Below are 26676 nucleotides of genomic sequence, written 5' to 3'. Positions count from 1 at the left end.
GGGACTAAAGTCCAATGAGATAGATCCTTTACTAATCCGTCAGCTGAAGCAGACGGCAAATAAACCTGTTACAAGGCTTGTTTTATTGACTGGCTTTAACACACCCCCTCCCCCCTCTCAAGAGGGGAGACAGTTACAACCAGTCGCCATAGCAACACAATTAATAGTTCAAATCTTTCTAAATACGAAACCCCGGGGGATTCGTATTCCCGGGGTTTGTTTTGTCTGCCTTCGCTTTTCACAAAGATAGGACAGAAGAATTTTATTCCATGCAACCCGCCGGACAATTTATCCCCGGCCGCTACCAAAATGTTCCATGAAATTGTTTTTAACTACCCGTTGAAAGCATAAATGAAGATTTGCTTGTATCTTTGCAGCCGGTAAAACATTAAAATAATCCATATGTCAATCTCACGCTTTAATGCAGTGGAGAAAGCTTCCAACCGTAAGGCCGTAGAAGCCGTCACTCCCAAACAGAAAGTATCCGAGTACTATGGCGAGAACGTATTTAACCGCAAGGCTATGCAAAAGTATCTCTCCAAGGAAACGTACAAAGCCCTGACCCACGCCATTGATAACGGAACACCTATCGACCGCGAAATAGCCAACCATGTGGCAGCCGGTATGCGTATGTGGGCACTGGAAAAAGGAGTTACCCATTATACACACTGGTTCCAGCCCCTGACCGACGGGACAGCCGAAAAACACGACGCTTTTGTCGAACACGACGGTAACGGCGGTATGATTGAAGAATTTAGCGGCAAACTGCTCGCACAGCAGGAACCGGATGCGTCCAGCTTCCCCAACGGCGGGCTGCGCAACACGTTCGAAGCCCGCGGTTATTCTGCCTGGGACCCCTCCTCCCCCGCATTTATTGTAGACGACACCCTCTGTATCCCGACAGTCTTCATCGCCTATACCGGCGAGGCTCTCGACTACAAAACACCGCTGATACGTTCTGTCGAAGCACTGAACAAAGCGGCGAAAGCGGTTTGCAACTATTTCAATGAAGATGTTCACAAAGTAATCACATACCTGGGCTGGGAACAGGAATATTTCCTGGTGGACGAGGAGCTTTACTCCGCCCGTCCGGACCTCTCACTGACGGAACGCACGTTGCTGGGGCACGAAAGTGCCAAGAACCAGCAGCTCGACGACCATTATTTCGGCGCCATCCCTTCACGCGTACAGGAGTTCATGAAAGACCTGGAAGTGGAATGTTACAAGCTGGGCATCCCGGTGAAAACCCGTCATAACGAGGTGGCCCCGAACCAGTTCGAGCTGGCGCCCATCTACGAAGAATGTAACCTGGCCAACGACCATAACCAGTTGTTGATGTCGGTCATGAAACGTGTTTCACGCCGCCACAACTTCCGCGTGCTGCTTCACGAAAAACCGTTCATGGGTGTGAACGGCTCGGGTAAACATTGCAACTGGTCGATGGGAACCGATACAGGCATCAACCTGTTCTCGCCGGGCAAGGACCGCGAAGACAACCTGCGTTTCATCACATTCGTGGTCAATACGCTGATGGCCGTTTATAAATTCAACGGACTGCTGAAAGCCAGTATCGCTTCGGCAACCAACGCCCACCGCTTGGGGGCCAACGAAGCGCCTCCCGCCATTATCTCGTCCTTCCTGGGTACACAAATCAGCGAGGTACTGGATAAATTCGAAAACAGTTCGATTGAAGATGCCATCGAGGTGGACGACAAGAAACGCCTGAGCCTCGGCTTCGGGCAGATTCCCGAACTGCTGCTGGACAATACGGACCGCAACCGCACGTCGCCGTTCGCTTTCACCGGCAACCGTTTCGAGTTCCGTGCTCCGGGTTCGTCCGTCAACTGCGGTTCGGCCATGCTGGCTGTCAATTCTGCCGTAGCCTATCAGTTACAACAGTTCAAGAAGGACGTGGAAGCGCTCCAGGCAGCAGGCAAGAGCAAGGAAGTGGCTATCTTCGAAACATTGAAGGCTTATATCAAAGAATCCAAACCCATCCGTTTCGACGGCAACGGTTACTGCGACGAATGGAAGGCGGAAGCTGCCCGCCGCGGCCTGGATTGCGAAAACAGCGTTCCATTGCAATACGACGCTTACCTGAAGCCGGAAGTAATCCGCATGTTCAGGGAAACAGGCGTACTGAGCGAAAAGGAGCTGGAAGCCCGCAACGAAGTGAAATGGGAAATCTATATCAAGAAAGTACAAATCGAAGCCCGCGTCCTGGGAGATTTGTCCATGAACCATATCATCCCGGTCGTATTGCATTACCAGTCTTTGCTGTTGAGCAATATCACCAAGCTGAAAGAGACGTTCAGTCCGGAAGAATATGAGGAACTGTCTGCCGAACCGCGCCGCCTGGTACGCAAAATATCCAAGCACGTAAATGCCGTAACACGCATGACGGACGAGATGATCGAAGCCCGCAAGAAGGCAAACGTCATCACCGACTACCGCAGCAAGGCGATCGCTTATCATGACACGGTCGTTCCGTTCCTGGATGATATACGCGAACATATCGACGAACTGGAATTGATGGTGGACAACCAGATGTGGCCGTTGCCGAAATACCGCGAACTACTGTTCATCCGGTAAAAGTAACAGAATCCAAAATAACAGGAGGTGCATCAAAAGTTTATTTTGATACACCTCCCCTTTTTTACATTGACCTGTTAAAATCAATAAGTGCTTGACAAAATGCCTCGATATTCTCAGCCGGAATATGGGGCGGGACATCACAACCTGTCGACAAAACGAAATTCTTCCATGCTTTGGTCTGCTGTAACAGATTCATAGTCGCGGTATATACTTCTTCTGACGAGGACTGTTTAAAAAGACCGACCGGGTCCAGATTCCCCATCACCAGACGGTCTTCCGGACAGTTGGCAAGGGCATCCTGCATATCGATCTTATTGCCGAAATGAAGTGCAGCCGCTCCCGACTGAACCATAGCCTCCGTACAATGGCCTGCATTTCCGCAGTTATGCAGGATTACGATAAAATGTTCGTCCTGCACGGCCTCCACCACCTGGCGGACATAGGTCGTCGAATAAAGCAGCGAATCCTCATTTGAAATCAGCCCGGCAGCCGGTTCCGCCATTATCACGCCATGAACGCCTGTCTCCTTAATCGCACGGCAGTAATCGATCAGGAAACGGGTACATTTCTCCAACAGGACAGTGATGTTCTCCGGCTCCACATAAAGGGCAATCATCAGTTCGGACAAACCGAACAAACGTCCTGCCAGTGAAAACGGACCGATACAGCCGGCAAAGACAGGCTTGTCCTTCACACGTTCCGCTGTCAGACGGTTCGCTTTCAGATACTCAGGGACACGTGCTGTATCCAGAGACGGTATCTGTAAATTATCAATCGACTCCTTATCGGATACCAGCGGTTCCGTTACGCTGGGCACTTCGTCTTCGGGGAAGACCACCTTCGCTCCGAAAGCCTCCGCCTCTACCGTCAGGTCCATAATCACGGTCGGGGCGGCCGAAGGATACTGCTCGTTCAACCGGCAGATAGCGTCTGCATGCACCATACCACTGGTGACTGCGTCTCTCACTGTTTTCCCACAGAGTTCAATGCCCGGATGGGTCATGATAGGGATAGCCCTACGTTCTTTTTGCCTGATTGTCTCTTGCAACCATTCTTGTATTTCCATTATTTCTTCTTTCTTTTTCGTTTATAACAGGTTTCCAGTTCACAATACTGGCAACCGTATTTTTTCTCATCTACCTCCGGACCGATACCGATTATTCCGCTGATCGACTTGATGGGAGTCATCAGCAGACATCAGACAGGCTGATGCCGCAGGGGGCTCCTCCCATGAGCCGGAACAACGTTTTCTGTCCGGTGAGGTGCCAACCGCAATAGCCGGGGCTCAGGCGGTTCGTATGCCGTTCGCCTCCCAGTTCTTTTTCAAGCAGGCGTTCCATCTGGTCGCCGGCTTTCTCGGCAATGCAGGTCCCGATAATATCGGCAATGAAGCATTTCAGGATATCTCCCTCCGCTTTCAGGCTGTCCTGGTATTCCTGAAAAGCCATCCCGGCCGTGGCGGCAAACAGGGCGAACCGTTCGGAGCCTTTCAGCAGGGAAGCGATAGTTCCCCCTACGGGAAAGGGTTCTCCGCCATCCAGAGTAACATATCCGTCATCCACCGTACCGTCGAACAGGCCGAAAGTACAACGGGGAACAGTCCGGGAAGAAGCCTCTTTCAGCATGGAAAGGGCCAGTGCCTCCACAGGTTCTTCCGGGGCCGTGTTGCCGTATCCCATCTCGGCAAACAGGTCGTTTGCCGTCAGGGATAACGTGCTAAAATCCAAATTACAATCAAACATACAATTAAGCGGATAACAATGATTTTGCCAGCGTCACGGCGGCATTCGCATTATCGCTGTAGCCGTCGGCTCCAATCTGACGGGCAAACGATTCGGATACAGGGGCACCGCCAATCATGACCTTCACCTCCTGGCGGATACCGCTCTTTTCCAGAGTGTCGATCACTTCCTGCATATAATTCATCGTAGTGGTCAGCAAGGCGGAAAGACAAAGAATCTGCGCCTGGTTTTCCTTGATCGCCGTGATAAATTTCTCTGAAGAGATATCCGTTCCCAGATTTATCACTTCAAAGCCGCAACCTTCCAACATGGAAGCGACCAGGTTCTTTCCGATGTCGTGCAAATCGCCTTTCACCGTACCGATTACCACCTTGCCCAACCGATGCGAAGCAGCTCCTTTCATCAGCGGCTTCAACAGGTCGAGCGCCCCTTTCATGGCACGGGCCGCCATCAACAGTTCAGGGACAAAGGCTTTTCCTTCCTCAAAACGTTTTCCGATATCCTCCATGGCCCGCGACATATACTCATTGATAATCAGTTGCGGGTCTACATTCTCTGCTATCGCCTCGGTTGTCACTGCCTTGGCGACATCGAGTTTTCCTTTCAAAATAGCTTCATACAAACTCTCTAAATCTGCCATAACTTTATTTCTTTTAAATTATTGATTCCGTAATTCACGCAGGGTTTCAATCATTGCCACCACATTCCCGACGGGCGCATTGGCCTGGATATTATGAACGGCATTGAAAATGAATCCTCCATCTTTTCCCAGTATCTCGCATTCCTGCAAAACATGGCTGCGCACTTCTTCGGGTGTTGCATTCGGCAGGATACGCTGGGTATCGATACCGCCGCCCCAGAAAGTGACCTGGCTACCGTATTCCTTTTTCAGGACCACAGGGTCCATATCCTTCGCATTAATCTGCACCGGGTTGATGATATCGAAACCCGCCTCCACCAGACCGGGAAGAATCGGCAGGATAGCCCCGCAGGTATGCTTGAACACTTTCCAGGTAGTATGCTCATGGATCCAGTCGTTCATCCGTTTGTAATGAGGAAGCCACAGTTCCCTGAAGGTATCCAATGAACAGAACTGGGAATCCTGGGTACCGAAATCGGTCCCGCAGGTGAAGACCACGTCTACCTTCTCTCCGACAGTATCCCACAACCGTTGGTAGTTTGCGATAGCTATATCGGTCTGTTTCTCAAAGACCGTCTGCACATAGTCGCGGCGCATGGCGGTCGACATATACCACTCGGCCACGTTGCGGATACCTTTCGGGTTCTTCAATCCCATGCCGGGCACGAAAGCGATATCGCCCAAAGCCGTCCCGCCGAAGCTCGCAACAACGGCCTTTCCGGTTGCTGCGGCCTGCTCCACAGTCTTTTTATAGTATTGCAAATCTTCGTCGGAAACAGGGCCGAACTCTTCCAGGTTATCCTCCGGAGTAATGGCCTCGTCGTCCACATATTCCTGCCTTTCCGTCGCGTTGATGAAATAACAGCCCGAAGGCATGATGGCACTAGGCGGATAGGAACGGTCACCACCGGCATAAATGTACACGTCGCCTTCCTTATCCGTCGTCAGGTCGATTCCGGAGGCAATCATTACTTTTTGCCCCCAGGGAGTAACCTGCTCGTGTAATTGGGTTTCGTCGATATCGAACATATCCTTGCGTCCGAAGACGGGGACACAGTCAATACCCATTATTTCCTGCAAATCCTCCTCTATCTCACCCAGCATCTGAAAGGGTTCGATGACACGGACGGGGTGAGGGTCCAGTCCGTAATGTTGTCTCAGCGCCTCCACGACCTTGCAATGGATACCGGTAACGGAAGTGGCTCCGAAGTCCACCGGTATCCGGTCGGGGGTGCTATGGTTCAATGCGTTTTGAACACGTTGTTTTGATGTCATATTCATGTGTATTTAAGATTACCATACTTTGATTCTGATCGCTCCGTCCTTGATCGATTCAAGAGGGCCCGGCTTGGGTTGATTGCCACGGGCATTACCCAGATAGTCGGTGGCAATATCGATCGGGCTGCCGTCCGGTTGTTCGTAAGCCTGCCGGGGTAGTTTCGCTTTCCCGAGTCTTCCGGTCGTTACGCGGGAAGTCTGCAAGCCGTCCAGACCTTGTACCGAAAGAGAAAGGTAGACGCCATCGGCGGTTTCTTCAACTTTCACATCCGGTTTAAAGTCAGGGAGAACGACTTTATTCTTTTCTCCTTCGAAAGGCAAAGCACCGTTGTAGTAGACATTTCCATCCACCATCATCGGATAGACGGTCTTATTATAATCTGCCAGGCCGTATTTCCGTTTGCTGTCTTTCTCGTTTTCGGGAAGGACCGTGGCAAAGAGGTTGTTGATATAACGGTCGTCCCCTCCCGGGATGATGGATAAGCCGGCAACCTCTGTCGAATGAGGAAGGAAATAAGGGGTATACCGTCCGTGTTCCACATAGCGGTAAATGTCTCCGGCAATCAGGTTATGCACATAGGCGCCTCCCTGGGATTGTTCCAGGATGCTCCGGCGGGACGCAAAGATATTATTGTCCACCAGGAACGGGCCGTGGTTTACTTCCAGGAACAGGTCCTCCATGTCATTATCATAGAACAAGTTGCCCGATACGCGGGTTCCCTGCGTCATCCAGTCCAGCCAAAGGGCACGGCCAGCGTTATGGATACGGTTATGGATAATCCGTGTATCCACAGCGGCATGGAATTTGATACCTCCGATCTCCGCGCCGGTAAACTGACGTTTCACCCAGATATCGTGGATATGGTTGTTTTCGATCAGACTGAAAGCGGCTCCCATACTTCCGCAGATACCGGTCTGCTCGCAATGGGATATTTCATTATTGCGAACGATATGCGAACCGATATTCTCCTTGTTCCATCCGTTCCGGATTGTATTGAAAGTGACTTCGATATAATGCAGGGAACCGTCGAGGCTTGTATCGTTCAGCCAGACGTTATGTCCGGTCTTACGTTCTTTTCCCAGAGTGATACCCGAACATTTGGAGTTGCTGATGATATTGTTTTCGATAATCCATCCTTTATTCCAATGGGCCGCTATCATACCGATCTGTTCGGCAGTCGGCGCTCCCCACTGGGTTGCAGCCTGGCTGATATGAAAGCCTTGGATAGTCAAGTAGTCGACCCCTTGTTTCTCCGGATAAAAGCAGGTGGGGCGGGTACTTATTTCTACCAGTTCTTTATTCGGGTCGTATGTATGGAAATTGGCCCAGATGGTGGTATTGACACCATCGTTTTCACAATACCAGGTGTAGGTGGAACCTTCCTTGTCCTTACTTTTTTCATTAGGGACAGGGGTCAGTACCTTATCCAGTGTTTCCTTTTCATACAGGGATTTGTTATTCAGGAATACCTCTCCGGTATGATGTTCACGCCCCATACCTTCAAACCAGTCACCGTAGATCAGGTCGATATAAGGATTATAATCCCCGAAGAAAGTATTCGGTATCGTTACCTTCCAGACGCCGTTTTTCTCCTTTGTCCAGTTAGTGATCCTTTCCGAGCCTTTTATCTCGACCTTTTCACCGGGGGCCGCCCGGTAGACAATTCGTTTATCATCGCTCTCACCTCCGCGGGGTGGATTTACCCATTCCCGGTACGTTCCCGCATGTACGGTAATTATATCACCCGGAAAAGCATATTCCGCTGCTTTCCCGATAGTCCGGAAAGGGGCTTTTTCGGTTCCTTCGTTTGCATCGTTCCCCTTGATAGAAACATGGTATTCTTTTGCCTGCATCGCCACACAACAGGCTAGGAATAAAGTAATAAACAACTGTTTTCTCTTCATGATATTTTGATTGTTATTGTAGCTTCCTTGTTAGAACGATGCAAATATAGAAACCCCTTACCCGACATAAAATAGCAAAAAAATGCCTATTTTGTGGATTATTATTGTCTATGCCTGTAAAAAAGAAGCCTATCCAAAATAACAGGCTCCTTTTTTTGATTTCTATCTTTGTGTATGACCAAGCTCTTATTCTCCGATAAGAGAAACTTGTCCTGATGCAGTTTCCGATCCGATATTTTTTATCTGTAGCTGTAACTCTACTCCATTGTTACCTCGAATATCATCCGGTAAAGTTACCGTATAAACAGTTCCCAATTTATCGCCATACAGGATTTTTTCTGAAGCATCGTCAACCAACACCTTTCCGTCAGCAACCAGTTTCAAACGGGAACAAACGACCGAACTTTTCCCAGCTTTCTTTTCTATCCGAACAGCCGATAGTTTATCCAGCCTGTCTGCCGGAACCTGAAATGATATGATTTCTGCTTTTTCAGAACCGATCGTCCATGACCCCAACTGACCTTTTTTACCATCGGGGATTAAAACCGGAGTTATAAATGCTGCATAATCTACCAGCGAACGGGCAGTATTTACGATATCAGCAGGAGGTGTTTGCGGAGAACACCCTTCCGACTCTACCCAATTCTTCTCCCATTCGGCAAAGTTAAAACGAATACCCGTTTTTCTACTTGCAAAATAATGTTTCCAACGCGGCAAATAATAGTCTCGGATCAAACCGGACCAAACACGGGCAGAATAATCATCCACCGGAGGTCCCCAAATCGTGACTATACGTTTCGCATTCCTTTCATATTGCTTATATTGCTCAGAAGTCGTCGCCTGTTTATGGGCAAAATCAATCCAACGCTCCAAACGTAAGATTGGATGAGCGGATAGCAATGCATCCATCCCCAACATGATATGTTCAAAGTCTTTTTCAAACTTAGCTGCCCGTACCGTATCCCCAATCTCATATTGCCAATCGATCGCCTTGATTAAAAGTTCAGCCTTCCCCCCTAAATAAAGGGTAGTCAGTTCTGCCAAGTCTGCCAAATAAAGAGAGTTACCTTTCTGCTGGCCACTTACTTCCATAAACGATTCTATTGCTTTGAAAAAAGAAGGGGTTATATTGATAGACCCACTGCGTACTGTCCCCGGACGAAATTGCCAGTTATAACGCGGATGGTCAGTAAATGTTCCATAGACAGACTCTAACAACAAATCCCAACATTCACGAATAGCAGCCGGATAACCTCCATAACGATTGTAAGAATACTCTTTCAACCACTCATGGATATTAATCTCTTTATCCGACCAACCGGCATCAGACAATAATTCATAAATAACTTCATTGTTTTCTATCCCTTCCGGAGCCATCCCGTGCGCAACCAAACGCCCCTTGTTAGGCGAAGCCAATGCCTCCAGATGGCCGTTGGCGTAAAAATCAAGAATACCTGTCATACCGGTTTTTCCGCCCATATTCGGAATGACACTGTACACCCACGATTTATTATAATAGCCTTTATAAAACTCCCAATTGACTTCCGATTTCCAAAAATGCTTGTTATAATCTACCGCCAAATCCAATAAAAGCATTTTATCGTCTGGCACTTTAGATACCAATGCACCCAGCGTTTCATAATCCCAAATATGCCGCTGGTAACCAAACATCCAACCTTGCATCACCCAAGTCGCTTTCGGGTTTCCCTTCCGGATAGACTGGTACACCTTGTCGCCATAAGAGGCCAAAAGTTCATATCGTTCTTTTGAACCCTTAGCAGGGAAAGGGATATCCATTTCGTTAAAGCTGTCAACCAAGTAATACTCACTCTTTCCAAACTCTTTTTCCCACTCTTTGATGAAAGTAGTTCCTATCTTCGTGAAGAGTTCTTCCTGCGGAGAAATCATCCAATTACAGAACGCGCCGCCCCAATGGGTCTGGATAATATGCAAATCAGGATAAATACGTTTGAACGCCTCCGGGATAAATCCGGGGAATCCTGGACAGATGGGCTTCATGCCCAAATTCTTCATCCGCTTCAATATTTTATGTTGCAGTTCAACCTGTTGCTTGTGCCAATCCTGATTCAACGGTCCGTCTATCCCACTCACATTCCCCATACGCATCCAAGGCAAATGAGCCGGCCCTACAAAATAGTTGTTAATCTCTTCATCGGTCAGCCCCATCTTTTTCCATACACGGGCCATGATTGCCTCATACCCCACCAGTGCCAACGGCATGTCAATACCATGCAATGCCATCCAATCTATTTCTTTTTCCCAACGTTCCCAATCCCAGTAAGGCATGGAATAACCATACGTACAGACATTGAACAGATAATGATGTTCAAAAGGAGAGACAACCCTTTTTTCCATCCCGTCTACCAATTGTTGAGGGAAACGGATATTGCTTCCCGACCAGCTATAAAGCCCCGCACGATTACTCTTCACAAAATCATAAAAGCCACGGCACAAGGCCACAGGGCTACTTCCCTCAATCTTCAACACCCCATCATCTACCCGGTACTGAAAATAGTTTTTCCCTTTTGGTTGTCCTTTATCCGGTTTCAATACAAAAGATACAGGTAAATCAGATTGTCCCGTAACACGCTCAACCACTTTGCGTGTCCCTACCAATGCACTCTTTTGCCCCAATATGGTTTGCAAGGAAAAAGATAGCAAACAAAAACTGAATAATAAGATCCGTTTCATTTTATACTTTTACTAAGTTATACTTTAAAATATATCCTATGCCTATAACAATAATACAAAATTAAGAAAACTATCAATACATGGCTAAATTCATATAGAACACCATAATATTCCCCTAAATAACTATAAATCCATGTAACCAATAATTCCTTAAAGAAGAAGTATCTAACGTATTATAAAGCATATATGCCAAGATAGAATTCATGCCATAAATCTTTAGCCATTTCAAATATTTGCCATTTTTACATACATCTACCCAATAATAAAAAACAAACATCAACAAAATAGAAATACCAGATGACAAAAACATCATCGAACTCGTCCACAATCGTTTTATAACAGGTTCGACAAAAGAAAGTCCTCCTGCAATAAGCAGACTAGCCCCACCTGCTATTCCCATAATTCTCAGTTTTTGCTTAGCTGGAATATCTGATTTCAGCAAACAACCTATCAGTGTACTACTCAACACCGTAGCCGTAAAGTTCAGCGTACTATATATCCAACTAATATGATACCAATCAGCAAAGACAATCTGTCCTGTTTCAGACACCGATGCTCCATATAAGAAACGTCCTAAAATAGTTCTATCAATCTGCTCCGCTATATTTTCTCCGGGAAGGTAACCACCCGTTAATAACATACCTATAGTATAAATAATCGGCAATAATAAAAAGACAACAAACAAGATACGCATTGAGAGTAAAAGATATAATATAGCAGAAAAAAGATATCCCATCGCAATCGCCTGTAAAGTATCAGTATACAGATATAAAGTATTCACATTCAAATCAAGCAAATTACCTTGTACAATTGCGCCAAAAATCCAAAGCAGAATGACTCTTTTCGACACTCTTCTAACCACTTGCCCTATTTTACCTTCACCTCTTTTATACTTCGACAAAGCATAAGGGATGGAAGTTCCCGCCATAAATAGGAATAAAGGCATAATCTGATCCCATAAATGAAAGCCCTCCCATTCAACATGAGTAAAAAGAGACTGGAAAATTGTACCAACCCAGCTATCTTTCCCCATGACTTGCGCCAAACGCATAAATACAGGTTGAAAGGCTACCAAAATAAAAAGATCAAGCCCTCTTAACATGTCAAGAGACTCCAATCTTTGCGATGTATTAAAAAAAAAGCATAGATTCTATCCTCTAATTCTACTTCTTCAACCACCTTCCTATACTATTATTGGAGGTTTTAACTATGAACTTATAAAATTTAGAAGAAGGGATACGATTCAAATCAACTATATATTGATTACTCTTTGCAGGAACTTCAGCCAGTTTTATCCAATCATCCTCTCCACCTTCTCTAAAGTTATTAGTCGTTGCAACATAGATTTCCGCTTTTTCCTTTGAAGAATAAGAGTTCCATTCTAATGTAACATTGTTATCATAAGGAACCGTTCTCAAATTATCAATATCTATTTTACCTACAAAGGGTACACCATCCTGTTCAAAAGAGATCTTTTCTGGTAACTCAAATCCCATAAATTCACAAATAGACGGATTAATATCTGTAAGAGCTAAACCTGAGGTATGGAAATGAGAATTCACTTCTTTTATATTAGTAGAAATCCAGCAACTACGCTCTCTTTGTGCCTGACCGCCATGGTGATGTCCACTTTCATCTCGCCCGTGATCTGTAGTAATTACAACCATCCATTCCTCATCAAAATTTTTCTCCCTATAACGAACGGCATCCCAAATCGGCTTGATTAACCCATCCGTCTTATTGACATATTTATCCATAAAAGTACCATCACCGAAGAGATGGAATCCTGAATCTGTATACCAAAGATATACCCAACTTAAATCCGGAGCTTCCGATCTGACACAATTAGCAGCTTCCATAGCTACAACAGAATCTATATCAAATATTTGAAGATGATGGGGTTTAGGAGCAAAACGAGTACTATCCAAATCATAACCATCATATACATAATCTATCTTAAGATTATTTGTTTCCGTTTTTCCGGCTCCAATAAGGACTCTCCGATTATCTACCCAACTTGAAAACAAAGCCGTTTTATAGTCTTTTTTCTGTTCTTTTGCAATCCTGAAAATAGACCAATAATTGTAATTGGGTTTCAGGTTGGAATTGCCAGTAACGTTATGTTTATTCAACCATGTTCCGGTAAGGATATTCATATAACCAATAGCAGAAATAGTTGGCGTTTGCGAATAAGCCCCAACCTCTCCTCCTGTAAATGCTCTGGCATAATTACCTTTAGAGGCTATATCAAAAATAGTTTTAGGATGTACTCGTTCGATATAGTCTGCCGGAATGCCGTCAACCACCACAAAAATCGTTTTTCTCGTTTTTGCTTCAGACGTTACAAACAACGAGATCAAAATCAATCTGATTATTATTTTCTTCATTATTGTATTTTTTATCTATACTTCCGTAATAATATATAAAAGAGTAGTCAATGTCAATTTAGAAAACAAGGCTTTACAATTTCAAGATTACATCTTTCATGGTACAAACAATTATTTTAATTTAATCTTTGCAAAGATAGGTCAACTAGGCAACCCTTAGGTTTAGAAAAGTACTATAGCATTATTTTGAATTTTTTATCTATACGGGAAGAAGAAGAGAGATCTATAACTTTTCTTTAAGATTTTGGAACTTTACCAAACAGGGCTATAGTGTTTCCTTCAGTCAGTACTATAGCCCTGTTGTTTCTTATTTTGGGGGAACAATCAATTGAATACTATAGTAAAAATTTTTTGAACAGTTTCTACGCAATCACCGGAAAATCCTACACTATATGAATTCGTCTTCTTCGTCCACGCCTCATCCAAAGCATAGTAATCGACTTTCTCATTTACACCCTTTTCAAAGAATGTTTTCCAACGCACATAATATACATCCTTCAACAGGCCGCTCCATTCACGATGAGCGTAGTCACGCAAACCGCCTTGTTCGGCTGCCGTACGATTGCCCCAAGTGGTTATTTGTACACGGGCGTTCCATTCATACAAGTCTTTTTCCGCTTGCGTATATCCTTTATTACGAGCCTGGGCAATCCAAGTACCCACCTTAAATTCCGGACGTGTACTCAACAATTCATCTTGCAACAAGATCATATCCAAAAAACGCTGAGTAAGGAGGTGATAAACACCGTTTTCTCCTGCATAAAAGGTCGTTTTCATACTCTTCAAAAGCAAACGCCCTTTCTCGGCAATAGCCTGGCGAACGATATCCACCAAATCATATTCAAAATTATTATTCCCTTTGAATCGGTCTGCCACAGACACCATTAACCTTGCAGCCTTGATCACATCGTCCGGATTGTAATAATCCTTCATTTCAGACCAGGAAGATGCTTGATAAGCATTCAACGACGGACGTGCACAAAAGACCGATTCATGCGTCCCCTGCTGGGTAGAAGCCGCCGGTGCATTATAAATCGAATTCGAGAGGATAATCCATGCCTCTTCCACCTCCTTGCAACTTTTGCCATAACGCGCAACAGTATATTGCTTCAACCACTCATCTTTGTCGAAAAGGCTAGCACGCCAAGGCAACTCGGTAAGCAATTCAAACATGACAGGGTTGTTTTCTGTTCCTTCCGGAGTCATCCCCACCCCTTTCAACGTATTCCCGAACGCACTTTCCTTTGCTTCAAAGAAGCTATTGATCACATGTTGCATTTTACCGTGCAACCCGACATTTCCTCCATAATTCAATAACATGCAATACAACCAATCATGCCCGTCGAAGCCGTTTTTGCGATACCATGTCGATTTGGGATCTCCCCATTGCGGGCGGCTTTCCGAGAAGAGATCCAATACGATCAATTCCCCTTTCTTCAAATCTTTTATCAATTCCGACCGCGGATTCACTTGCCATGCCATAATCACCCATTTGGCATTTGGATTGTTCTTTTTCATTTGATCCATAATAGCTTGTCCGGCCATTGAGAGATCTACCCCTGCCGGGTTTCCACCTTCGTGGAACGGATCCATGCTGTAATAATTCGCCTTACCATACAATTTGTCCATTTCCTCATAATAGATGGAAGCTATTTCACCAAACCGAGGATCGGTCGGCAACAAAAAAGCCGGTCGATTATAAGAGCACCAGTAACCGGGATCTTTCACATTCAATCCCAACTTCTCTTTCGCATTATGCGGAACCATCCCTGAATAACCGGGCAATACCGGTTCTATTCCAAACTCACGCATCCGTTTCAAGATCTTTTTCTGCAGATCGGCTTGTTGTGTGTACCAGCTATCCGGGTTCGGTCCGCCCCAACCTTCCAGGTTATTCATCAACCACCAAGCTTGGAATCCCGGACCTGCTATATACTCGTTGATCTCTTCTTTCGTATATCCCAATCTTTTCAACACGTTGAACCATACCACATCGGTACCCGTTATCGCCAACGGCAAGTTGATACCATGCAACGCCATCCAGTCGATTTCCTTCTCCCAACGTTCCCAATCCCAGAAAGCCATCGTATAGGAATAGGTACAATAATTGAAATCATACCGATACTGCATCGTCGTTTCCCTACGCTCCTTTTTTAATACAGGTGGTAATGTTGAAGGTAATTTTGCTGTCATGCCATTCCATGACAGATGGATACCGGCATAATATTTCAGATACCAGTTCAAGCCGGTGGCAATATTTACATAGTTGTTTCCACGAACAACCACTTTGTCACCTTTCTGATCCAGCTCAAAATAGTCTGTATCAGCAACTTTTTGTTCAATTACAAACTTGGAAGATGCCCCTTTGTCTATTCGTTCCAAAAGGCCTTTGATAGGAGAAGTCGCAAATACGACTTGTACCAAAAATAGGAAAGAAATAATAAAATAATACTTCATTGTTCATGTTATTTTAAGTCCACATTCAAAATAGCCAAAACTCCCCGATGATCTGAAGGCCATCCTTCAACTTGCAAATCAACTTTATCTCCAACTATATTTACAACAGGAATTTCACCCACTAATTTAGCATCAACAAAAGTACAATATTTAGGCGTATAATAAATAAAATCAATTCTATGATCATCGATACCCTCCTTATAATCCCATGTGGTAGGAGACCATGTAATACCTCTTAAAGTACATTCATCTGCATTTTCTTTTAATCTCTTTTCTATCCAAACGTCTTTCATCTTCAGTGTATCTAATAGTACATTAGACATCAATCCTGACAGTTGATCAGATTCAACCAATCCTAATTTCATTGCTTTAGCAGAATAATCCACATGAGAAGGTTCGTTGAAATCTCCTGCTAGAATAACTATTTCACCTTTTTTACACGCAACTGTTATTTCTTCAATCATTGCATTCCAATAACCTGTATGATTCAAACGAACAGCATCTTCACATGCCTCCTTAGCCGTTTTTCCATTATTAATAGCATAAGGTAAATACGTGTATACAAATTGATGAGAACTAATAACATTAATATGACTCTTTTCCGATATAAGAACCGGTGTTAAAAACATATTCCCATGCGGAGGAATAGGGTATTTTGAAACAATTGCACAATTTCTTGGCAATATCCGAATATACCAATCTTCTCCTGTAGTCCGTTCCAATTCATCTTTAATCCACTCATTATTATGGATATATTCTTGAATGCAAACAATATCGGCTTCAGACTTTAATATAACTTCCACGACTTTCTGGCCACGCGTTCTACCATCGCTTTTACTCCAATTATACTCATTCCATCCGCCATGTTCAACCGAATTAAGTACGTTAAGTGTCAATAACTTGATTTCTTTTGCAGAAATTTCTACTAATTGCGCACATAACAGAAGAAATACAATAAAAACTCTCATTTTAACCACTTATATAAATAAATGCGCCTATAATAACACAGGCGCATTCGTTAATACTTATTTTAATATCCACATAACTTCATTCACTTCATCAATCCCTCCAAATTGAGTTCCCAATGCTTTTTCTACATTTTCCTTTCCGTTTTATTCTGTTTTACCATCCCGGATTTTGCACCAGATTATGATTGACATTAATATAGGTTTGTTTTATAGGATAAAAATAATGCTTGAAATCAAAAATATATGGACGATTCTCTAAACGAGTTTTTTGATAAAAATCTTCTGCCGTAACTCCTTGTGAATTCAATCCCCACATACCTTCTCTATCTTTTGCAAACCAATCAACAGCATCTTTCCAACGCTTCAAATCATAAAGCCAATGAGCTTCGAACATAAATTCTATCATACGTTCACGCTTAATTATCTTAATCAAATCACTTCCTGTTTTATTTCCAAAAGACTCAGCAAGAGTCGGTAACAAAGCTTTCGACCTGATTTTATTAAAACATTCTGTTCCTAACGGATCTAATGAACCTGTATAATTCGCACAAGCCTCTGCATAGTTTAGATACAATTCACCTAAACGCATTAAAGGAAATGGATAAGGTGTTATTGAAAATAAATTAGGAGTAATACTCATATTAGGATGAACCCCTTTAAGTAAAGCATATCCACTATACAAATGGTTCTGATTAATATCTTTACATCCGTTAGTTTCTCCAAATCGGACTTTTAAAGTTTTTATATCCGGACCTATCTGATACCCTCCCCTATCAAATGCTATAGCTGCATAAAATCTTGGTTCACGATTACGATGAAGTTGAATAGTTGAATCACCATCTGCGATTTTAAAACGTCTTTCCCATAATTCAGAATTTTCTTCTAATGGTTTTCCTTTTTTATCATAAAACAATTCAACCGTGGTTAAAGTAGGACACAAAGCACCTACCGGCCATTCATCTTTTCTGAACCCATTGGGTATCACATGCGATTGAAAAGCATCACTATAAGATCCAGCTTGTTCTTTTTTTCCCGTATATTGCCAAATCATTTCAGGATTATCAGCTGTTTCAACCATAGTATACCGCGCAGTAGCAACCGCTTTTTCAAACGGATCCGTGGGTGCATCTGGTTTATTATATTCATATAGTTTATACCCAGCAGCATGCGCCATTTCTATCGCTTTACGAGTTTCATCCATAGCTTTTTTCCATTTTTCTTTGTCATAAGATTGACTGATGAGAACCTCTCCATCTTTATTCTTAAAATCTGCATAATCTTTATTCCCATTAAATTGAGGACTGGCCGCATACAAATACATTCTTGATTTCAAAGATTGGGCTACAACTTTTGTCGGACGACCTAAATCAGACTTTGACCAAGATGTTGGAAGATCAACGATTGCTTCATCAAACATTTTTGCAATACCTTTTACACAATCATCATAGTTACTTCGCTTTCTAAACATATCGCTTTCAGAACCATCTAATGGGATCGTTTTATCAATTAGTACAATCGGTCCATAATTCTGCAAAAGAACATAATGGAAATAGGCAATCAAAAATTTAGCTTCTGCTATAAAACACTTTTTCTTGGTTTCAAATTCAGACTGAGAAATGGCAACCGGTTGCACCGAATGTATATTGTCCAAAAACATATAACATTGACGAATACCTTTATACATTTCCTGCCATACATCCAATACAGGATTAGCCGGACTATGCATTCCTTGTTGTATTTGTAGAAAACTAAAATATTGTGCACCCCAATGATAGGTTGCCACCAACTCGTTTGACATTACCCATGCAAAATTGGTTCTAAAATGATTCGCCTGAGGTATATAACCATAACAAGAAAAAAGAAAAGCTTCTGCCGTTTGCTCATTTTTAAATGCATCGTCAAGTGTCGGCTTATCGTCCGGTACTATATCCAGATAACTACAACCATTTACTATTGGTAAAAATAAAGCAATCAAAAAGACAGCTATATATTTTGTTATTTTTGTTTTCATATTTATGACTTATTAGAAATTTAACTGTAATCCGATATTCACAATTTTTGAAGGAGGATATCCTAAACCGTTACCTCCACCTTGTTCTGGATCCCAGTATTTAAAAGGACTAAAGGTTAATAAATTTTGACCACTGATATAAAGACGTGCCATTTTATAGGTATATCCCAGCTCTATATTTTTCAAACGCAAGAAAGCTGCATTGCGTAACCAGTAAGTTGAATTCTGATAATTATTGAATCCTTCCGGCGCTTTTGATATTAATCTAGGATAAATTGCATTGGGGTCAGGGTTTTCTTCCGTCCAACGTCCTTTGGCAATCCAATCGAACAAAACACTTTCGTCTGCCGTATAAGGATGAAGATTTGCCATCATCAAGCTAACCTTACCTACACCTTGAAAGAATACACCGAAATCAAATTGCTTATATTGCAAAGATCCCCCAAAACCATATATCAATTGCGGAACAGTCGGATTCCCAATCTGTGTCATATCGTTATTATCGATTTTACCATCATTATTCAAATCTTTATACTTGATATCACCTGCTTTAATCAAATGGGGAGTATAAGTAGAAATCACTCCTTTTTGGATATCTTCTTCTGTATAAAGTCCTTCAGCAATCAAACCAGTATGACGGTTAAGTGGTTTTCCTATAGCCGACAAGTAATCATATGGCAATTGAGGTTCATCACGTTCAAGTAACTCATTTTGATTATAGGTCAATGTACCTCTAAGATTTACAATCAGATCTTTTGTAAACGCTTTATTATAATCTAAAGATAAATCAATTCCCTCATTTCTTACTTTTCCTAAATTAGCATACGGATTATTACCTACTACCCCGGACTCGGCAGATATAACCTGTCTTTGCATAAAAATACCACTACGAGTTTCACTGAAAGCATCTAAAATAACATTCAAACTATTAAACAGATTCAAATCGAGACCAATATTTATTTTCTTACCGGTTTCCCACTTTGCATTATTAGTACCATATTTATTGACAACTGCTCCGCTCATACTTGTTTGCCAGTTATCACCAAAAACATATCCTTTACCAGACAAATTTACATCCGTTATATATGGGAATCGTGGATCTGTAAAAGAGTTACCGACAATACCATAAGATGCCCTTAACTTTAAATTTGAAATAACATTTTTAAGAGGCTCAAAGTATTTTTCATTGGATATATTATAACCTACAGCTATTGATGGGAAAAAGCCAAAACGATTACCATCAGCAAAGTTTTCAGAACCATTATATCCAAAATTAGCCTCAACCATATAACGGTTATCATATCCATATGTAATACGTCCTGCAAAACCCTGATTTCTAGTCGGTAAAGATGCATAAAATCCATCAGGTGCATTATTGTTATAATCTCGTTGCAGATAAACAAGCATACCGGATACATCATGTTTACCAAAACTACGATTATAATCCAAACTTAATTGTAGATTCAACAATCGATCTCCTCTTGACGCAGTTGAAGTTCCCAAATAAGTAGTACCTTTCGATATAACCTCATAATTATAGGTGTTATCGGCATTCAATGGATTGTCGGCATTTAACTCATAAAAAAACGGGGTAAAACTCCGGACAACATCAGTGCTTGTCCAGTTTTTAAATGAGATCAAACCTTTCACTTTCAATCCCTCTGTCAAAAAAGACAAATCCTGATCTACATCAAAAGAAGTAATCACACTTGATTGATTGTTATCCTTGTATCCTCGTACCATCTCTGCATAAGGATTATAATACAAACCAATACCTAAGGGTCCCCCCATAAGGTTACCAAATGCCGTATGGCCTTCGGTTGACGGATAATAGGCTGGAAAAAGTGTTGGAGGAGCATAAAATATAGATGTATACAGGTTACCTGTTCCAGTTGAAGTTCCCTTATAATCTATTATTTGCGAATTGATACGAAGTCCTACTTTTGTAGTATTTGTCAATTTAGCAGAAATATTACCTTGAAAACTAAAACGCAACTGGTTAATATTATTATCAAAGTTGTTTTGCGGGTCTTTTTTCAGCATACCATTATCATTGTTGACTGATGCACTTAAAAAGTAGGTGATTTTTTTAGTACCACCAGTTACATTCAAATTAGCACTTTGGTTTACAGAAAAATCCCTAAACAGCAAATCATACCAATCCACGTTAGGATAAATAATGGGATCCAATCCTTGACGGGTCGCATCAATTTTTTCTTGCGAAAATCTTGGGGTTGTAATACCTCGAGTAAGCAAAGCCTCATTATTTGCCGTCATATAATCTACTCCATCTGCCAATTTGATCATTTTCGTAGGCTGAGAAAAGGAATTTTCTACACGAATATTAATTTTCGCTCTTTCCATTTCCTGCCCTTGTTTGGTTGTGATAAGCATTACACCGTTTGCACCTCTAGCACCATACAATGCTGTGGCTGTAGCATCCTTTAATACAGAAAAACCTTCAATAACTTCAGGAGCTAATGCATTCATATCTGCGGCAGACACTTCAACTCCATCAATGAATATTAAAGGATTTGTAGGACCGGCAAATGTAGAAATACCACGAATATAAAATGTAGCTCCATCGGCTCCCGGCTCTCCTGAACGCTGAAAAGAGGTTACACCTGCAATACGTCCGGCAAAAGCATTACTCAAATTACTAGATGGAACCTTTAAGTCTTTAGCTTTGATCGTTTGAACCGCCCCAACCACACTTGCCTTTTTCTGCGTACCGAAACCAACGACCACGACTTCTTCCAACGCTTCCGAATCTTCACGCAGCAAAATGTTATAAATACTTTCGTTGGTTACTTTTACCTCCTGCGTAACATACCCGATATAAGATATTTGCAACACCGCTCCCCGGGGAACAGTCAATGTGAACTTTCCGTCCACATCCGTTATGACTCCGTTGGTCGTACCCTTCACCAACACATTTGCACCTATGACAGGTTCGTTATTTGCATCAACAACGGTTCCTGTAATTTTTTGTTCAGATTGCTGAAGCTTCATGATTCCCACATTGGGATAATCTTCAGCAAAAACCGGCACGGCGCTAAAAGCCGTCAACATAAAAGCCGAATATAATTTCAACATATACCTCGACTTTATCCGAAAATCAAAATTAGGTTGATATTTCATAATATTATTCTTTTAGTTAAACATTACATACTTTACACTCCGCCGATTCCCTAGTACTTACTCCGCACATTCCTTACCATTAACTCCCCATCGGAGTTACCGGCAGGGAAAGTACGGAGTAAGTGCAGGCGGCCGTCCTACTCTATCTCCGGACGGTCGCCTTCTTCATTTTTCTTTTCTCCCACATATACCGGCACGGATACCGAACGGGGGGATTTCAGAAACACACCTTTGTTTTTCGTATATTGCGTAGTAACCGTCAATTCATACTCGCCATCGCTCAATTCAGTAGGAACAATAAAAATCAGCTCCGACGGGTTATTGGTACTATACATTTCTTCCTCCACTTTGACAACCGTGTCATCAGCCTTGTTACGGAAATAAATACCTACGGAAGGATCGTCGCCCACCACCTTGATGTATGCGCCACGGACAACCAAGTTACGTCCCGGCGACATCCTGCCATCGGTCAAGCCCGTTTTCCGGTCTTCCGTTTCCAAGATATACATGACATCGTTCTTTTCACCCTGAATGACAATATCGGTCTTGGCAATCTCTTCACGCAAAACTTTGTCTTGTGAAAATGCGACATAAATACTGTTCTTTTCCGGATTCCAACATCCCTTTTCAATAAGTCCCAAAAAACGGGGCACAGCATAAAACAAACCTGTATTCACATAATATCCATTCATTAAAAAACGGGCAACAATCCGTTCATAAAGAGTTACGACATGCGTCAAAGTTTCCGGACGCAAGCCGGTATCTTCTTCCCTCATTTCTTTGTAAATTTCTTCCAGCCCCACATGTCCGGCAGGGTCAAGGATCAGAATCTTGTCATTCGGGTCCTTGGTGACGCTGTTCGGTGCGATCCATCCTTTTAATTTGTTTTGCATGGTAAATGATTTATTGATTAATATTTTTATATAATGACCTTTTGTTACACAGATATCTGTGTAACAAAAGAATGATCATTCTTTTGGTTATAAAAACAAGGCTTTACAATTTCGACCAAGCCACAATTCTTTAGTGCCTAAAACCTCTCTATTGTCCCTTTCAGTCTTGACTGTTCGCCCCTGAACCCCATCACATGACTTTCGATAGAGGCAGCTATACTACTGGTTAACAAAGATTCATCCTTTTTATCGACCGCCCACAACAGGTCTCTGATCAGACGAAGGTCACCTCCGCCATGCCCGTCGTTTATATCAGTACCCCATTTTTGTTGTTTTCCGGTCAAGAAATCTGTCACTGTAAATGATTGCATATCACCTACAATATCCCCTTTGGTACCCATAATCCGTGTCCGTCGTCCACCGTAAGAGGTCAGAGCTTCCATCGAAAAAGCAACAGTCGCACCATCTTCAAATTTCATATTCATAATGAAATGATCCGGCTGGTCATTATCCGAATGGAAGACACAACGGCCGTAATCAGTCGTCCGCAGATAAGACAAGATCTGTTCGCCCTGCTGTTGTTTGTCGCCACTTAAGTCGAACACATGCAACCACGCCCGGTTATCAAAATAAACCCGTTTGGCAGAAAAGGCACATTCACGTTCAATCGGGCAGTCCAAACAACGCTTTGCGGCCTTCTGCGGAGCCTTGGATGCCTTGAAATAAGAGAGGTCACCGAAAGCTGTCACTTCTTTGCACGGTTTTCCCACAATCCACCGCAGAATATCCAAATCATGGCACGATTTGGAAATGACGGCAGGAGTACTCTTTTTAGAATTATTCCAATTACCCCGCACATACGAATGGGAGAAGTGGATGCGTTCGATCGGTTCCAGGTGCTGGATGCTTACTAACTCTCCGATTTTTCCTGAATCGACAGTTTCTTTGAGTGCTTTAAAATAGGGTGCATATCTCAGTACATGGCAAATAGCTACGATACGGTTATACTTTTGTGATTGTTTCAAAATGTTAGTACATTCCTTTTCCGTTTGAGCAGCTGGTTTTTCCAATAATACATGATACCCCATCTCTAAAGCTTTCATACAAGGGGCATAATGCAAATGATCGGGAGTAGTTATGAAGACAATATCCGCAAACTTCGGCTTCTTAAAGACTTCACTCCAGTCTCCCAGGCGACATGATTCTTTCACAGAAAAGCGGTCAGACATCCGTTTCCTGCGAAACTCGTTGATGTCGGAGACACCTACGATCTGAAGAGAACCCGGATACTTTTCTGCGTATTGGGCATAAACATTCCCTCGCCCGCCGGCACCGATAATAATAGCGGTCAATGGTTTCTTTAATTTGGCATCCAGATCGTCCGCAACGGCCGGTATGTCTGTTATCGAACCAGCTTGTGCGGCATTCAATAATTCTGCCTGTCCAAAGATAGCCGTTGAAGAAGCTATCAAACCAGTACTTTTTAAAAAATCTCTTCGTTTCATGGTATAACTAGATTTAACATTTGCAAATGTAGAGTTACTAAGCGACTTACAGATTCAAATAAATATTATAGCACTATTTTGAATGTTTTTGATAAAAAGATAATAATACTTGCACATTCTTTATATATTTGCCGTTACTACAAACCTAATAAAATCTATAAATACAGATGAGAAACAGAGAAATCAGCCGCCTCATTTTAAATATGAAAAGACATGGCATTGACGTTTTCGATGAATTCGGAAGATACAATTATGTAAATACACAAACCATACTTCCCACCCATACCCATCCAGATATGATCGAAATCTGTTATTTGGCTAAAGGAAGTCAGGAATACTTTGTTGGCGACAGTATTTTCAGATTATACGGTGGAGATGTATTCATTACTTTTCCTAACGAGATACATGGTACAGGCGAGGTTCCGGAAGAAAAAGGGGTTTTATATTGGATGGTTCTGAAAAAGCCTCAAGAGGGTACAGAATACCTGGGACTAAACTATTCGGATGCCTGTGAGCTTTTTTCCAGGCTACTGCTATTACCTAAGCGCCTCTTTAAAGGAGGTAGTGAATGTGAACGTTTACTCCTGAAAATCATATCTATCTACTTTCAAAACAAAGAGCCGCTAACCAAAATGGAGTTGAACAATTTGCTTGTGTCCCTTTTACTTCATATCATACATGCCGGTGAAAAAAACTCCGGCAGGACATACAGTGATCGCATAACTAAGATTGTCCATTATATAGATGAGAACCTTTTTGAAGTATTTGACTTAGAAACCCTTGCAGATAAATGTAACCTTTCCGTATCCAGATTCAAACATTCGTTTAAAGAAGAGACCGGTATACCACCATCTGAATATATAATCCGCAGGAAAATGGAGAAAGCACAAGAAATGATGAAAGAAGACAAGTTCTCTATCAAAGATATCGCCTATGATCTGGGATTTTCTTCACCGGCCTATTTCTCCACCGTATTCAAACAATACAACGGTTATTCTCCCACTTCATACAAAAAGAAAAGTACCTCCCAATAAATATTATTTCAAAATAGTGCTATAATACCGAATTTAAACGTAAACCTATTTAACGGAGTTATCTTTGTGAAAAAATAATTCCATGAAAACGCATATCTTATACTTTTGGATAGCCACCTTGGGCGGAATGCTTTTCGGCTACGATACAGCGGTAATAAATGGGGCCATGCCCTTTTTTACATCCTATTTCAATCTTTCGGATGCAATGGTCGGCTGGTCAGTCAGTTCCGGTCTTGTCGGTTGTATCTTAGGAGCCTCATTTGCCAGTTGGCCGGCAGATAGGTTCGGACGACGGGATGGCATGAAAATAGCAGCTTTGTTATTCTTGGTATCCGCCCTGGGAACAGGATTTGCCTATAACTTTACGATGTTTATCATTGCCCGGATATTAGGAGGTATTGCCGTAGGAGCTGTTTCTGTCATCATGCCGATTTACCTTTCAGAGATTACCCCTGCTAAACATCGAGGAAGCTCGACCATCAATTTCCAACTGGGAGTTGTAGTCGGCATATTGGCCGCTTTCTTTGTTGATTACCTGCTAATCGATACAGGCGAATACAACTGGCGATATATGTTCCTGTCAATGGCTCTTCCGTCTCTCTTTTTCTTTACATTCTTACTGCAAGCCAAACGTAGTCCACGATGGCTCATTCAACGAGGATACATATCGGAAGCAAATATAGCTCTACAGGAATATAATTCGCAGGAAAACAGTATAAAGTTGGTCCGGGAGATACAAGCATCACTCCATAAACAAAACAATAAGCAAGATTGTCCTCCACTATTCAAAAAGCCCTATCTGCGATTCATGCTAATAGGCATTGCAGTCGGTATTTTCAGTCAACTATCAGGAATTGCAATCGTCATGTATTATGCGACAGACATATTCAGGGCGGCAGGATTCTCTACCAACGCAGCCATAGGGCAAACTGTTATTATCGGGATAACCAACCTTGCTTTCACTTTATTGGCAAAGTCATTGATCGATAAAGTCGGAAGAAGAAAGTTGCTTCTTTTCGGTACAGCAGGAATGTCCGTAACGTTGGCTGTATTGGCTGCCTCTTATTTCAGTACTGGTTTTCCGGCATGGGTTTTATTGATGGCGTTAGTCTCCTTCGTAGCTCTCTTTGCTTCTTCTATGGGAGCGGTTTCATGGGTTTTGTTAGGAGAAATATTCCCCAACAATATCCGTTCACAGTGTATGTCCATCGGCTCATTATCCAACTGGATAATAAACGGAAGTATTTCCTTCTTGTTTCCCATCGCAACCGGGGCACTTCCCTATGGCGGAGGATATTGTTTCGCTTTTTTTGCGATCACGACACTTACAGGATACTTTTTCTTTAAGAAATACTTGTTTGAAACAACTAATAAATCATTAGAAGAAATAGAATTAGAAAATTCATAA

The 26676-nt window shown here is 42.6% G+C and carries 17 protein-coding genes; 3 read left to right on the top strand and 14 right to left on the bottom strand.

The annotated features are described in order from the left end of the window. Positions 1 to 402: 402 nt before the first annotated feature. Positions 403 to 2592: a glutamine synthetase III gene (locus tag DXA15_RS07440; RefSeq protein ID WP_128133630.1), complete on the top strand. Its 2190-nt coding sequence runs from the start codon at positions 403 to 405 to the stop codon at positions 2590 to 2592. Between the two features lie 64 nt (positions 2593 to 2656). On the opposite strand, the gene DXA15_RS07435 is transcribed toward DXA15_RS07440, so the two are convergent. From DXA15_RS07435 to DXA15_RS07370, 14 genes are all read right to left on the bottom strand, one after another. Continuing rightward, positions 2657 to 3661: a uroporphyrinogen decarboxylase family protein gene (locus DXA15_RS07435; protein WP_128133629.1), complete on the bottom strand. Its 1005-nt coding sequence runs from the start codon at positions 3659 to 3661 to the stop codon at positions 2657 to 2659. A 121-nt stretch (positions 3662 to 3782) separates the two neighbouring features. After that, the gene (locus DXA15_RS07430) at positions 3783 to 4337 is read right to left on the bottom strand and encodes a hypothetical protein (protein ID WP_233566962.1); all 555 of its coding nucleotides are present in this window, start codon (positions 4335 to 4337) and stop codon (positions 3783 to 3785) included. 4 nt (positions 4338 to 4341) lie between these two features. Then, a complete protein-coding gene (locus DXA15_RS07425; protein WP_128133628.1) occupies positions 4342 to 4977 on the bottom strand; it encodes a corrinoid protein in 636 nt (211 codons plus the stop codon). Positions 4978 to 4995: 18 nt separating this feature from the next. Continuing rightward, the gene (locus DXA15_RS07420; protein ID WP_187386417.1) at positions 4996 to 6258 is read right to left on the bottom strand and encodes a uroporphyrinogen decarboxylase family protein; all 1263 of its coding nucleotides are present in this window, start codon (positions 6256 to 6258) and stop codon (positions 4996 to 4998) included. 12 nt (positions 6259 to 6270) lie between these two features. Beyond that, positions 6271 to 8160 carry a right-handed parallel beta-helix repeat-containing protein gene (locus DXA15_RS07415; protein WP_128133627.1) on the bottom strand — a complete coding sequence of 630 codons (1890 nt, stop codon included), beginning with the start codon at positions 8158 to 8160 and terminating at the stop codon, positions 6271 to 6273. A gap of 186 nt (positions 8161 to 8346) precedes the next feature. Further along, positions 8347 to 10872, bottom strand: coding sequence for an alpha-N-acetylglucosaminidase (locus DXA15_RS07410; protein WP_128133626.1), 2526 nt, complete (start codon positions 10870 to 10872; stop codon positions 8347 to 8349). A 115-nt stretch (positions 10873 to 10987) separates the two neighbouring features. Continuing rightward, entirely contained in the window at positions 10988 to 11974 is a 987-nt protein-coding gene (locus DXA15_RS07405; protein WP_233566961.1) for a DUF5009 domain-containing protein, read from the bottom strand. Between the two features lie 61 nt (positions 11975 to 12035). Further along, positions 12036 to 13259 (bottom strand): alkaline phosphatase family protein, encoded by a 1224-nt coding sequence (locus DXA15_RS07400; RefSeq protein ID WP_128133624.1) that lies wholly within the window; start codon positions 13257 to 13259, stop codon positions 12036 to 12038. Between the two features lie 324 nt (positions 13260 to 13583). Continuing rightward, positions 13584 to 15716, bottom strand: a complete 2133-nt coding sequence (locus DXA15_RS07395; protein ID WP_128133623.1) for an alpha-N-acetylglucosaminidase — start codon at positions 15714 to 15716, stop codon at positions 13584 to 13586. Between the two features lie 8 nt (positions 15717 to 15724). Continuing rightward, positions 15725 to 16684: an endonuclease/exonuclease/phosphatase family protein gene (locus DXA15_RS07390; protein ID WP_128133622.1), complete on the bottom strand. Its 960-nt coding sequence runs from the start codon at positions 16682 to 16684 to the stop codon at positions 15725 to 15727. Positions 16685 to 16838: 154 nt separating this feature from the next. After that, positions 16839 to 18695, bottom strand: a complete 1857-nt coding sequence (locus DXA15_RS07385; protein WP_128133621.1) for a RagB/SusD family nutrient uptake outer membrane protein — start codon at positions 18693 to 18695, stop codon at positions 16839 to 16841. Between the two features lie 12 nt (positions 18696 to 18707). Then, the gene (locus DXA15_RS07380) at positions 18708 to 21791 is read right to left on the bottom strand and encodes a TonB-dependent receptor (protein ID WP_233566959.1); all 3084 of its coding nucleotides are present in this window, start codon (positions 21789 to 21791) and stop codon (positions 18708 to 18710) included. Positions 21792 to 21973: 182 nt separating this feature from the next. Beyond that, a complete protein-coding gene (locus DXA15_RS07375) occupies positions 21974 to 22729 on the bottom strand; it encodes a DNA-binding domain-containing protein (protein ID WP_128133619.1) in 756 nt (251 codons plus the stop codon). Positions 22730 to 22866: 137 nt separating this feature from the next. Beyond that, on the bottom strand, positions 22867 to 24234 hold the full coding sequence (locus tag DXA15_RS07370; protein WP_128133618.1) for a Gfo/Idh/MocA family protein: 1368 nt from the start codon (positions 24232 to 24234) through the stop codon (positions 22867 to 22869). Positions 24235 to 24401: 167 nt separating this feature from the next. Between DXA15_RS07370 and DXA15_RS07365 the strand changes: the two genes are divergently transcribed. Beyond that, the gene (locus DXA15_RS07365) at positions 24402 to 25268 is read left to right on the top strand and encodes an AraC family transcriptional regulator (protein ID WP_128133617.1); all 867 of its coding nucleotides are present in this window, start codon (positions 24402 to 24404) and stop codon (positions 25266 to 25268) included. Positions 25269 to 25350: 82 nt separating this feature from the next. Next, positions 25351 to 26676, top strand: a complete 1326-nt coding sequence (locus DXA15_RS07360; protein WP_128133616.1) for a sugar porter family MFS transporter — start codon at positions 25351 to 25353, stop codon at positions 26674 to 26676.

It is taken from the genome of Parabacteroides sp. AM58-2XD (genome assembly GCF_003463685.1).
GTDB lineage: Bacteria > Bacteroidota > Bacteroidia > Bacteroidales > Tannerellaceae > Parabacteroides > Parabacteroides segnis.
This window is presented reverse-complemented; position numbering and strand designations above follow the sequence as displayed.